12 protein-coding genes are annotated in these 11,935 nt (G+C 61.1%); 3 read left to right on the top strand and 9 right to left on the bottom strand.

The window, feature by feature from the left end:
- Nucleotide 1 precedes the first annotated feature (1 nt).
- Nucleotides 2-967, bottom strand: a complete 966-nt coding sequence (locus AC5ZGW_RS05660; RefSeq protein WP_130224020.1) for a Bug family tripartite tricarboxylate transporter substrate binding protein — start codon at nucleotides 965-967, stop codon at nucleotides 2-4.
- A gap of 169 nt (nucleotides 968-1,136) precedes the next feature.
- Here AC5ZGW_RS05660 and AC5ZGW_RS05665 point away from each other — a divergent pair, with 169 nt between their 5' ends.
- Complete coding sequence (locus AC5ZGW_RS05665) at nucleotides 1,137-1,910, top strand: IclR family transcriptional regulator (RefSeq protein WP_130224018.1); 774 nt, start codon at nucleotides 1,137-1,139, stop codon at nucleotides 1,908-1,910.
- Here AC5ZGW_RS05665 and AC5ZGW_RS05670 read toward each other — a convergent pair.
- The 6 genes from AC5ZGW_RS05670 to AC5ZGW_RS05695 all read right to left on the bottom strand — a co-directional run bounded on the left by AC5ZGW_RS05670 (nucleotide 1,907) and on the right by AC5ZGW_RS05695 (nucleotide 9,659).
- Nucleotides 1,907-3,475, bottom strand: a complete 1,569-nt coding sequence (locus AC5ZGW_RS05670) for a flagellar biosynthesis protein FlgL (protein WP_130224016.1) — start codon at nucleotides 3,473-3,475, stop codon at nucleotides 1,907-1,909. The two genes, AC5ZGW_RS05665 and AC5ZGW_RS05670, sit on opposite strands and share 4 nt — an antisense overlap.
- A 7-nt stretch (nucleotides 3,476-3,482) precedes the next feature.
- Nucleotides 3,483-5,375 (bottom strand): flagellar hook-associated protein FlgK, encoded by a 1,893-nt coding sequence (gene flgK, locus AC5ZGW_RS05675; RefSeq protein WP_130224014.1) that lies wholly within the window; start codon nucleotides 5,373-5,375, stop codon nucleotides 3,483-3,485.
- Between the two features lie 43 nt (nucleotides 5,376-5,418).
- Entirely contained in the window at nucleotides 5,419-7,278 is a 1,860-nt protein-coding gene (locus AC5ZGW_RS05680; protein ID WP_130224012.1) for a flagellar hook-basal body complex protein, read from the bottom strand.
- A 234-nt stretch (nucleotides 7,279-7,512) separates the two neighbouring features.
- Complete coding sequence (locus tag AC5ZGW_RS05685; protein WP_028162241.1) at nucleotides 7,513-7,827, bottom strand: metal-sulfur cluster assembly factor; 315 nt, start codon at nucleotides 7,825-7,827, stop codon at nucleotides 7,513-7,515.
- On the bottom strand, nucleotides 7,824-8,330 hold the full coding sequence (locus tag AC5ZGW_RS05690; protein ID WP_130224010.1) for a DUF2249 domain-containing protein: 507 nt from the start codon (nucleotides 8,328-8,330) through the stop codon (nucleotides 7,824-7,826). The genes AC5ZGW_RS05685 and AC5ZGW_RS05690 overlap by 4 nt, the downstream gene beginning before the upstream one ends.
- A gap of 21 nt (nucleotides 8,331-8,351) precedes the next feature.
- A complete protein-coding gene (locus AC5ZGW_RS05695) occupies nucleotides 8,352-9,659 on the bottom strand; it encodes a hypothetical protein (protein ID WP_245474561.1) in 1,308 nt (435 codons plus the stop codon).
- A 253-nt stretch (nucleotides 9,660-9,912) separates the two neighbouring features.
- Here AC5ZGW_RS05695 and AC5ZGW_RS05700 point away from each other — a divergent pair, with 253 nt between their 5' ends.
- The gene (locus tag AC5ZGW_RS05700; RefSeq protein WP_283806988.1) at nucleotides 9,913-10,044 is read left to right on the top strand and encodes a hypothetical protein; all 132 of its coding nucleotides are present in this window, start codon (nucleotides 9,913-9,915) and stop codon (nucleotides 10,042-10,044) included.
- Nucleotides 10,045-10,243: 199 nt separating this feature from the next.
- Here the strand turns inward: AC5ZGW_RS05700 and AC5ZGW_RS05705 are convergent, their stop codons facing one another.
- Nucleotides 10,244-10,699: a pseudoazurin gene (locus AC5ZGW_RS05705; protein WP_130224006.1), complete on the bottom strand. Its 456-nt coding sequence runs from the start codon at nucleotides 10,697-10,699 to the stop codon at nucleotides 10,244-10,246.
- A gap of 188 nt (nucleotides 10,700-10,887) precedes the next feature.
- Here AC5ZGW_RS05705 and AC5ZGW_RS05710 point away from each other — a divergent pair, with 188 nt between their 5' ends.
- Complete coding sequence (locus AC5ZGW_RS05710) at nucleotides 10,888-11,610, top strand: Crp/Fnr family transcriptional regulator (RefSeq protein WP_130224004.1); 723 nt, start codon at nucleotides 10,888-10,890, stop codon at nucleotides 11,608-11,610.
- Nucleotides 11,611-11,618: 8 nt separating this feature from the next.
- Here the strand turns inward: AC5ZGW_RS05710 and AC5ZGW_RS05715 are convergent, their stop codons facing one another.
- The gene (locus tag AC5ZGW_RS05715) at nucleotides 11,619-11,831 is read right to left on the bottom strand and encodes a DUF1858 domain-containing protein (protein WP_130224002.1); all 213 of its coding nucleotides are present in this window, start codon (nucleotides 11,829-11,831) and stop codon (nucleotides 11,619-11,621) included.
- Nucleotides 11,832-11,935: the final 104 nt, after the last annotated feature.

Below are 11,935 nucleotides of genomic sequence, written 5' to 3' on the forward strand. Positions count from 1 at the left end.
CTCAATCGGCCCGGATGTTCGCCTTGCGGACGATGGGAATCCACTTGGCGTCATCGCGCGTCAAATAGGCCGTGAACTCCGCAGGTGACATCGCGACGGCCTCGGCGCCGAGCTTGTCGAATTTCTCGACGACCGCGGGATCCTTCAGGATCTCCGCCATGGTGTCGTGCAGCTTCGTTACGATCGCGTCCGGCGTACCGGCCGGTGCGAACAGGCCGGTGAAGGTCTGCGCGTCGAAATCCTTGTAGCCGAGCTCGGAAAAGGTCGGCACGTCGGGCATCGAGGCGAGGCGATGCGCGCTGGTGACTGCAAGCACACGGACCGCGCCGCTCTTGACGAAGGGCAGCGCGACGGAAACCTGGTCGAACGCAAACTGCACCTGCCCGCCGATCAAGTCATTGGTCGCCGGCGCGTTGCCACGGTAATGCACTGTGACCCATTGCAGGCCGAGCTCCGATTGCGCCAGTTCGCTGAGCAAATGATTGGTCGTCCCCGCTCCCGGGGACGCCATCGTGAGCTTGCCCGGCTCGCGGCGCGCCAGGTCAAGAAACTCCTTCAACGTCTTTGCCTGAACGGAGGGATGAACCTCGAGCACCAAGGGCGTCATCGAGATGGTCGTGATCGGGAGGAAATCCCGTTTCCAGACATAGGCCTCGCGCTTGTTGATCTCGGGGGCGAACAGCACCGGGCCGTTGGCGCCAATGAACAGCGTGTATCCATCCTTCGCCGATTTCGCGAACGCCTCGCCCGCGATCAGGCCACCGGCGCCGGACTTGTTCTCCACGATGAATGCCTGCCCGAGCCGTTGCTGCAGCTTGTCAGCTACGATGCGGGCAGCGCTGTCGACATTGCCGCCGGCGGGATATGGCACGATCAGGCGGACATTGCGCTCCGGCCATGTCTGGGCTGCGACCGGTCCAGCGACTATCGCCGCAATGGCAGCGACCGCAACAGCGAGAAACCTCATGTGACATCCTCCCAAAGCCGCGGCGGATGAGGTCTCCACCCTGTTCTTGTTGAGTGTCCGATCGGGATCGTCTAGCCGACGCCTCGATGCGATGCGAGATCATTCGGCGAGCGGGCTTTACTTGTCGACGGCTTTGCTCCAATTCTGTCCACATTATGGACGGCAAGCCATGACCACGGAACCGAGGCAAGGTGCCCAGGCGATCCGGCGAGCGCTGATGGTGCTGCGCATCCTCGCCGCTGGCAGGGAGAGCGGAGTACCGCTTACCGAAGTGGTGCAGGCGACCGGGCTGACGCGGCCGACGGTGCACCGGATCGTTCACGTGCTGATCGAGGAAGGCATCGTCGAACGGCACGAGAAGACCGGCCGCTATGCGATCGGCGGACAGGTGCCGGAATTGGCGCTGGCGCGCCCCTCGCGTTCACCCCTGCTTGCCGCGGCGGACGATATCCTGGCGCGAACCTCGCAGCGGGTCGGCGACACGTTATTCCTGACGGTACGTACCGGCAATGATACGCTGTGCGTCGATCGCAGGATCGGCTCCTATCCGATCCAGGTGCTGTCGATCGAAGTCGGCGCCAGACGTCCGCTCGGCGTCAGCAGTGCAGGTGTTGCGATTCTTGCCGCGATGCCGACGCCCGACGCCCGCAAGATCGTGACTGCCAATGAAGTGCGGTTTGCCGGGTATCGCACCAGCGTGGCGACGGTGCTTTCACAAATCGCCTTGGCTAAGCGCAGAGGCTATAATCTGCGCGAGGCCGGTCTGGTGCAGGGAACGAAATCGCTGTCCACCTGGATCAAGACCCCCGATCGCCAGCCGGCCGCGGCGATCACCGTATCAGCCGTTCGCACGAGACTCGGACCGCGCCGAGAGCAAGAGGTCGCCGAGATTTTGCTGGAGGCGGCACTCGCGATCGAGAAGAAAATTGAGTCTCTCCCTTAGAGGAACTTGACCAGACTCATCTGGTAAAGCATCGATGTCGTTTGATAAGACGCCTGCAGTGCAGTCTGCAGTGCCAGGATTTTGGTCGCGACTTCGTCGTCATTGATGCCTTCGATAGAATCCAGCATCCTTTGCGCCATCGCCTTGGTCTGAACCTGCCGATCGGTGGCCGCTTTGATCGAGCCCTGCGCGCCGGCGAAGTCGGCCTGGATATTTTCAATCGTCTGGGTCCCCGGCACCGTCGCCAAACTGTTTGCGACGCGCTGGTTGAGCGCAGTGACCTGGGCATTGGCATAGGGGTCCGTCGCCGACGTGGTTACGGCCGCGAATACTGCCACCGTCTGCAGTTGCGACCGCAATGCCGGTTCGTCGGCTCTGGCGCCATACTGCACCGTGATGGATGTATCGATCTGGGCTACTGCCGATCCGCGCGCCGGTCCGTTCGCCGCAGTATTCTGTTCGCCGTTGTACCAGATCACGGTGTTGTCGGGAGTGCCGGCCACAAGCGTGGTGGCCGACGCAAGCGGCGTCGTCCCGACGCGCAGCGGAGGTTGATCGAAAAAGTTCTCACCGGCTTCCATCGCCGACGCCGCCACCATCGGACCGTTCGCCAGATTCTTCATCGAGGTCCCGAGCGCCGTGTTCAGATTGGCCGCGGTCGCGGTGGTATCGGCACCAATCAGGAAGCTGTTGGCGGCAAGCGGCGTGGTGTTCGATGCCGTCATGACGATATCTTCCTTGGTGCCATCAGGCATGGTGAAGGTGAACTTGACCTGGTCACCCGGCTTCGGATTGGTCGCGCCAAGATCGACCGACATGGACTTCTGCACCGGTGTCGCCGGCGGCGCCGGCGGAACAGTCGCGGGCAGGTCGACGGGCTGGGTGACAGTAGCGCCCGTTATATTTGTAGATACGCCGGTGAGCTTGATCCCGAACGGCTGCGCCTGCTGCGGAGGCGCCGGTGTTGCATCCTCCTCGGTGAGAACAACTGAAGTTGCCGGCGTACCGACGGCACTGCCGACGCGACCGTTCTGATTGACACCGAGATCAGCGATCTTTCGCTCGGCGATGACCTGCTTCAGTCCGGCGACCTGCGCGCCACGACCGTTCATGATCTCATCGGCCGATGCCACAGGGGCGGTATCCGTAGCACGGCCGGAAAACAGATAGCGATCGCCTGACTTCGCGTTGAGCATGTCGACTGAATCGGTGAAGTCGAGCAATGCGGTCTTCTGCCCCGAGGTACGACCCGCATCGTCGAGATCCGAGCTTGCGCTGACGGCGGCGCCCTTCACTTCCGACCCGATCTTCACCAACTGCTGCAGTGAAAGGTTAGTGACACCAATGCGCGTGTTCAGATTGGTCGCAGTATCGGAATAGGCTCCTATCCCTGTGATCTGCGCGCGTAGCGCGATCGCAAGGCTGCGACCACTACCCTGCCCCGCGTAAGTATTGGAGATCTTGCCGGACGCGAGTTGCTGCGTCAGCGTATCAAGCTGACTGCGCAAATCGAGAATGCCCGAGCCGATGTAGGATGTGCGTTGACTAACCCCGGATATCGTCATTGCTGCCTCACAATACCTGCATCAGGGTTTTGTACATGTCGTTGACCGCCGACATCACGCGCGCGTTTGCCGAATAAGCATTCTGTAACGACAAGAGATGCGCCATCTCTTCATCCATGTTCACGCCCGAGGACGTCGACATCTTCTGCTGGAGCGTATTGAGCACGACGTTCTGACCATCGGCAAGCTGCTTCGCCGCGTCGGCGTCCGCCCCCTGCTGACTGGTGAATTGCCGCATGAAGCTGAGCAGCGTGCCCTTGAACGGTGCGCTCGCAGTACCAACCCCGCTCTGCGCTCCGAACGTGTAACTCGCGTTGCTTAGCTGATTGAGGATGAACGAGGGCCGTGTGGTGTCTCCTGCGGGCGTCGAACTCCCGTACGTCACGAGCTTGGCAGGATCATTGATCAGCGCGCTGTTGACCGTCAGGCGTCCCGCAAGACCCGTTATCTGAGATCCGGACGCGCTGATCGCACCGCTGTAAGGTGCCCCGCTGTCAGTGAAGAGGGCGATCTGCGGGCTGCCATCGTTCAACGCATTCGGGTTCTTGGTGACCGTAACCGAAGCGCTATCGATCCGGGCGAAAGCGGGATTGCTCAGAACGCTCAGCGATGTGCTTGTTCCGCTGAATGTGACGCTGCCGCCCAGTGCAGCATTGAGCTGATCGAGCACCGACGAGAACGATCCGGAGAAATCGATCCCGATCACCTGATCATTCGGATTCGCGGTCGTATCGTTCGACAACGGCAGCACGCCGGGGTCATCAACGCGCACGAAGGAGATTTCGCGCTGCTGATTGGTCGCCGCATCAGTGTAAGTGAGATGGATGACGTTGCCGGATTTCATGCCCGAGATATCGAGCGCAAACCCCGAAGGCGTTCCGGCCGGGACTGGCGAGCCCGTTATCGGGGTGCCCGCTGTTGTCTGATCGGACAACGCGCTCGACAACGACGCAGCAAACTGGTCGAGCTGGTTCTGTGCCGTGACTAACGTCTTGTCTCGTAGCTCGGTATAAGCCGCGATCTTGCCCGATTTGATCGCACCGGTAGCCGTGAGATCGATCGATGCGCCGCTGCCCGGAAACTCAAGTACGACGGAGCCAAGCTGGCTCTGATTGGGATCGCTGCTCCACGTCGTATTTGCACCAACGGTGGCCTGAGCATTGAACGACAGGGTCGCGGCTTCGTTGCCCACGAGCTGGATGCCGGAGCCGGTAAAAACCGTGACCTGGTTGACGCTATTGGTCGTGACACGGATGTCCATCAGCTCTGAAAGCTGATTCACATATTGATCGCGTTGATCGAGCAATGCGGCGGTCGACGCATCGGTAGACGTGCCGCCGGATGGATTAGCCATCAATTTGTTGTTGATTGACGCTATCTGCTTGAGCAGATTGTTCGCCGTCGTGACCGAGTCCTTGATGCCGGTCTCTGCGGTCCCGCGCAAGGTTTGAATACCTTGCGTCATCGAGTTCAGTTGTTGCGTCAGCGTCGACGCCGCGTTGAGAACGCCTATTCGGGCCGACTGGCTGTCAGCGCTGGTATTGAGCGCCTGCAGCGCTGTCGTGAGGTTGTTAAATGCGCTCTCCAGCGTTCCGATTGAACCCGGATCTCCATAGAGGCTTTGCAGTTGCTGCAGAACGTTCGAGCGAAGCGAGGCGTACGACGCGCCCGACGTTTCCGTGCGCAACTGCGCCTGGATATATTGATCGAGTTCACGATTGATCCCGGCGACGACAACGTTGCTGCCATGCGCACCGGCATAGGACGTGACCTGGTCGACCGTCTTGCGAACGTAGCCGGGCGTTTCCGCATTGGCGACGTTCGACGAGACCAGCGAAATCGCCGCCTGATTGGCGCGGAGGCCGGACATGGCGATGGCGAGGGCATCATTCAGACTCATGACAAGACTGCTCTCAAGCGGTTACGTGCGCGCCCGGTGTCAATTACCGCATCACGTTGAGGAGATCCTGGACCATCGTGTTCGTTGTCGTGATCACCTTGGTGTTTGCGGAATAGGCCTGCTGCGTCACGATCAATTTCGTGAATTCGTCGGCGATATCCGTGTTCGACGATTCCAGCGACGAGCCCGAAATGCTCCCGCCTTTCCCATAGAGCGCGTCTCCGGATTCGTTGGTCACTTCAAAGGCGCCGCCGTCGACACGCTTCAGGAAGTTGGCGCCGTTGAAGGTAGCAATGGAGACCTCCGCAAGATCGATGGTGCGGCCGTTCGAGTAGGTGCCGACGACACGTCCCTCGTCGCTGACCGACACGCTTTGCAGTTGACCCGCGGCGTAACCGTCCTGCTGCAGTTGGTTCACCTGCACGTTGCCATTGGTGTCCGCAAACGACGTTAGTCCGCCGGTGCCAAATGCCATTGTGACGTTACCGAGGCTGGTCCCATCCACGGTAAGCCCGGACAGCGTGATCTGACTGACCACCGGCTGCATCTGTCCGTTCGGACCAAACTTGAAGTCCGTTCCGACGTTCTGCCAGGCAACGGTGTTTCCGGTCGCGTTGGAATTGACCTGGTAGAAGAGATTCCAGGTGTCTGTCCCACCCATGGTGGACGATTCGACTTTGGCCCATCGGAACTGCAGGTTCACCGGAGCGCCATTGCCGTCATACACGGTCCTCGCGCCCCCGCTGATCGACTCATCCAGAAAGGCTTGCTTGTCGCTGCCAATGACGACGCCGGTGCCGGCTGTCCCGCCGCCGGCGCGCATCCCGACAACGGTGCCCGAGAAGCCCAACGCTTGAAACGCTGCGACAGCCGATGCGGATGAACCTGCGGCCAGGCTGAAGTCATTTGCCGTACCCGTATTCAAGGTGATTGCACCGGTGCTCGACACGCTGGACGCCGGTGATGGCGAAGCATTGCCTGTGAGACCGTCAATTGTGGTTAAAAGGCTTCCAACCGTCGCGGTGGAGAGATCGACAAAGGTAGTGCCAGCGACAGGCGCGGGCGCGGCTCCAGTATAGAATGAGATCGTGTTGGTTGTCGTGACACCGCCCGTGGTGGTCTTCAGCACCAGAGTGTCACCGCTGGCAAAGCCCGCCGTGAGCGAATCCGTGCCCGCCGCACTCACGAGGGACGTTGCTGCGGAAATAGGTTTCGCGATCGTCTCGAGGTTGTTCCGCGCATTACCGGTCACGGGTGTATTGGCAAACGGCGTCGCGGCCGTTCCAAGGGTTCGTGGATTGGATATGAAATCGGCAGGCCTCAGCAATTCCGAGCCTGGCACTGACGCTTGGCGCTTGGCTGTCAGCGGGGTGCTGGCGAGATTGGCGCGATAGTCGATCTTGGTGGTTGCTTGCGACGGCAGGAAATCGTTCTGGAACCTCAGGACTTCCGGCGTACTTCCGGCGGGATTTCCGGTCGTCGGATCAATCTTCACGCCCTCGAGATAATAGCCTGCACCGTTAACGAGGTATCCGTTTTGGTCCAGCGTAAAGTCGCCGCGCCTTGTGTACCGGTTGACGCCGTCGAATATCGGCTGGTTGTCGGACATGCTGCCCGGCTTTTGCACGGCGAAGAAGCCGTCGCCGTTGATCGCCATGTAGGTGGAGACCGAAGCCGACTGAACCGAGCCGGCAATCGTGTTGGTGCTGCGCGAGTTTGCCACCACGCTGCCCGCGAGCTGTGCGTTCGTGCCAGTGTCTGGAATGAGATCAAGGAAGCTGGTGTCAATCCGCTTGAAGCCGGTCGTCTGCGAGTTCGCGATGTTACCGGAAATGTTTTCCAGCGCGTACGAGTTTGCCCGCAGTCCGGCGACGGACGTGGTCAGGGCGCCGAAGATACCCATTACATCATCTCCAATTGGATCCGGGCGGCCGCCGGGATGTTTTGGGTGTCATGGCCGCAACCGCTGCGATCGTTGCAAGCCGCCTGCCAACGAAAAAGCACAATGAAGTCAGATAGATAAATCTGCGAGATACCGGCGAAGCCGGATCAAAATTGCCGGACCGAGCAACTTTTGCCGACCTGTTCGCGTGTCGTGAATGCGACGTCCCTTGCCGGGGATGTCGTATTCCCGAGGTCAATTGACTGTAGCGAAGCCGAGCGAGTCGCGGACGGCCGGCTCAATGCGTTCTGGCGTCCACGGCGGATCGAACGTCATCTCGACATCGACCGAGCCGACGCCCGGCACCTCCGCGACACAGCTTGTCACGCCTTCTTGCAGGAAACCGGTCGCGGGGCATCCCGGGGTGGTCGCCGTCATTGTGATGCGGACGGCGTCTCCGACGACCGAGATGTCATAGACGAAGCCGAGATCGACGATGTTGTGACCGAGCTCGGGATCGATCACGACACGCAGCGCGTCCCGAATCCGGCTGGCGAGTTCGCTTGTCATGACGGAGCCCTCACCGTCAGTTCGTAGGTCGCGCCATCAGGCGTGAACCCGCCGAGCCAGCGATATCCACGCTTCTCGAGCTGCGGGAACAGAAAGACGGGCTCGCGGCGCAGCAGCGCGGAAAGAGTCTCGCCGGGACCCAGTTTCTCGGCGGCCGCAAGGATCCGGACCATAGGCTCAGGAGGATCGAGATCGCGATTGTCGAGCTTCACGGCGGGCTCCGGCCAATTGTCGAAGCTCGGCGTTCCGCTCGGAGCGGCCGTGTTCTCCGTCGCCTCCGCCGGCGTGAACAGAACTTCCCATTCGCCGCCGTCGAGCGCGCGCTCGGAATGCATGAACCCTCTCTCTGCCATCACGGCGAATAGCGGGATCGGCTTGAACGTGGCGTAAAGGCGGAGCCCCTGCCCTGGCTCCAGGCGTTCGATTGCGGCCATGATGACCGAGAACGGCTCGCCGCCGGTGCGCAGGATCGGACGGACATCTACGTCGATGTATTCGGTCATGCTTCTTCCCTCCGTTTCGTTTTAGTTCCTTGCAAACAGCAGATGGGGCGCGCGGGCGCCGCCCGGAAAGCGCAGCGGGTTCGCGACATCAGTGAGCTGCCGTGTCCGGATCACTTCGCGAACGATGCCGATAACTCCGGCCGTCATCGCCATCGCAGCCGCTTGGAATCCCGACGGTTGGTCGACCAGCAGCATCAGCGTTCCGGTCCAGACGGCCGCGTAGTAGATCACGAACCACTTCGATGCCCTCCGCTCTGCGACGAGGTCCTGAACGCGGGGAGTCGGAGTTCGTCCCATCACCGGACCATAGGTCTCGAGCCAGGTCAGGAAAGCTACGATCTTGTAGAGTTTGGCGAGGACCAGGCCCGACAGCCAGCCGAAGACAGCGAGGAAGACGAACGCTCCGACATGCGCGGTAAAGTCGCCGGTCACGACAAGCGCTGCACCCAGAAGCGCAGTCCCCGCCAGGCTCGCGAAGGACAGCGTCGCCATCCGCATATTGAGCTCGAGCTGGCGCCGCTTGCGAGTGCGGAAGATTGCGAACACATCGCGCCCGTATAGAGCGGCAGCTGCGAGGCCGAGGACGGCGGCAATCGATAGCACCACGTCCAATCCGGCCAAGAGCTCGACCGCGAGGACACCGCCGGCCACCGTGACGGCGATCGCGAGCCCGCCGGCCAATAGCGTCGTGCCGCTTTTCCGGTCGTCGACGTCAGGCGAAAGCATGAACATGGACAACAGTCGGTAACTGACGCCCATCGCCGTCATCGTCAGCCAGCCGCCAAGACCGGCGATCGCGTGCAGCGGCACGCCGCCAGCCAGAATCGATTGCCCGGCCGATCCCGCCCACCCCGCCAGCGCGAACGCGAACATCGCGCCGAAGACGACGGTGACACAGAGCGAGGCCAAGCCAACGAGGACAAAGCGAGCCGGCCCCACCGGCCGCAGCCATGCGGTCAGCCCGAGATCGACGACGATCAGCCCGAATCCAGCGACCAGCAGGACTGCGCCGAGCGGAAGCAGCCACAGCCAGGCCGGCAGCCGACCACCCAATGCCAGGAAGCCCGCGAGCAGCGAGGCGAGACCGGCGGTCAGAAGACCCAGAGCAGGCAAAGCCCACTTCTCCGAGAACAGCGGCTTCGCCACGAGCACAGGCACGAACTGGAACAGCGCGCCGCACATTGCGAGGCTCAGCCATCCGATGCAGACCACGTGCACGAGGACGAGCGTGTCCGGCGATGCAAGATCGGCCGCGGGAAAGCCGACGCCCGCAACCATCAGCGCCAGCGCGACGAACAGCCAGGCGATCGCCATCGCGAAGTAGCTCATCGTCCATCGTGATATGCTGGCGCCGATCATAGTGATCTCAGAACTTTCTCTGCATCGTCGCTTGATGGCGGTAACCGTAGGTCGCCGCGATCACAGGCTCTTTGTCGGAGCACAAATTGCAGTGTCCTTCACGTAGGTGTTTGATCCCCGACAAAGATCGCAACGCCCCTGATCTGCAATATTGGATGCGTCATCAACGGAGGACGCGATGCGGATTTTCGAAAGATTGCGACGACGCAGCCGAAGAGATCGCGTGATCGAACGCAAACTTTTCGAGGCCATCACCGACGATATTCTACGGAAGCTCGAGGACCGAACGTCGATCCTGATTTTCCCCGAGAGCAAGGCTGCCTGCTGTCCGGTCGAAGAGAAGGTGCGTCAGTAGGTCCGGCTTTGCGCTATATCAATGCGCCTGAGGCCTTTCGCAATGAGGATTGCGATCTTGAACCCGACCGTGCACGCACGGACGGGTTTCTGGCGCTGCGTTTCTCGTGCCGGCGACTCCGGCGTCTGTTACGACGTTTGGATGGACGAGGCGGTACTCGTCCATCCGGCTCGGAAGCGAAGCTGGGGCCGGTCAACCGTCACTTGGACGCGGTCTTGCCGGCTTCGAGTTTGTCGAAGAGCGTCGCAAACACCTGCTTTGCCTTGCCGCTCTGTGGGACCGCCTTGGCCTGATCGACGTTGCCGGGCGTTCCGACCACGATCATGGCGACCATGCCCATGCCGTAGTGAGGCAGACATTTCACGCCGTAGACACCCTCCTTGTCGAACTTGACGGCGATATCTTCGCCGTTCTTGCCGACGAAGGGCGTTGCGCCGTCGGGAAGCATGCCCTTGATGGACTCGGCGTTGTGACCCTTGTCGGTGGACAGGAACTTCACGGTGTCGCCGGGTGCGATCTTCACGAAGGACGGCTCGAATACCATCACACCTTCGGTCCCCCTGTTCAGGAGCTTGACTTCCACGTCCGCCGCCTGGGCGCTTCCGGCCAGGATTAGAACCGCCGCAGCGCCCGCCAATATCGCAATCTGTCTCATGCTTTCCATTTCCTGAAACTTGCGCCCGAACTCCACCGGGCTCCCGCGTGTCAGATATCCCCGCCTCGCCCGGCCCAGGTTGCGCCAGCTCAACTTCGTCGTAGAATCCTGGACTAAGAACCTGACGAGCCGTTGAGGCTTGCATCGGCCGCGGACAGTCCCCGCGGCATATTGGAACGAGGATATCCATGGCTGCAGTCGACCGCTCGCTGGTCGCGAACCTGCCGATGTTCGCCGGGCTTACGCCGACCGAACAGGACGAACTGCTGCGCGAGGCGCGCTCGATTCGATACCCGAAGGGAGCCGCGGTGTTCGACCAGGGTGCGGAAGCGGATCGCTTCTTCGTTTTGCTTCATGGACATCTTCGCGTCGAGAAGACCACATCGCAGGGGCAGCAGTCTGTGGTCCGCTACGTCTCGGCCGGCGAGCTCTTCGGCGTCGCACAGGCCATGAACCTGACGCACTATCCGGCAACCGCCGTCGCCGCCGTGGACAGCATCGCGCTCGCCTGGCCTTCCTCTTCCTGGCACCGCCTGATCGTCAAATATCCAAGCCTCGCCAGCACCGCGCTTCAGACTGTGGGCAGCCGTCTTCAAGATACGCAGGCACGCGTCATGGAGATGTCGAGCGAGCAGGTCGAGCAGCGCGTCGCCCATGCGCTGCTGCGCCTCGCCAAACAGGCCGGCAAGAAAGTCGATGCCGGTGTCGAGATCGACTTCCCGATCAGCCGGCAGGACGTCGCCGAGATGACCGGAACGACGCTGCATACCGTCAGCCGGATTCTCAGCGCGTGGGAGCAGCAGGGCCTGGTCGAGGGTGGGAGGCAGCGCATCGTTCTGTGCGACACACATCGGCTGCATAGTCTCGCCGAAGGTGAAGAAGCCGTTCAGGCAAACAAGCGCGCGCCTTAGATCATGATCTAAGCCGCTCGGGCCGTATCCATAAGCTTCGATACGAAGACGTCGGTGTCTACGCCGTGTTCGCCGCATGCTTCTTCGATCGAGTGGAAAGCGCCGATCGGACAGCCGACACATAACATCCTGAAGTCGAGAAAGACGCCTATCGCGAGCGGCCATCGACGCATCACGTCGTCGACCATCATATCCGCGGTAGGTACTGCATTCGATTTCATGCTGCTACCTTAACGTGTCTGCTTCCAATTATCTTTGATCGTCCGCAAATTCTTAAGCAGATCGCTTCGTCGAATAAATCGACATCTCCTTGTTCCAGAGCAAA

It is taken from the genome of Bradyrhizobium sp. Crot121 (assembly GCF_059512385.1).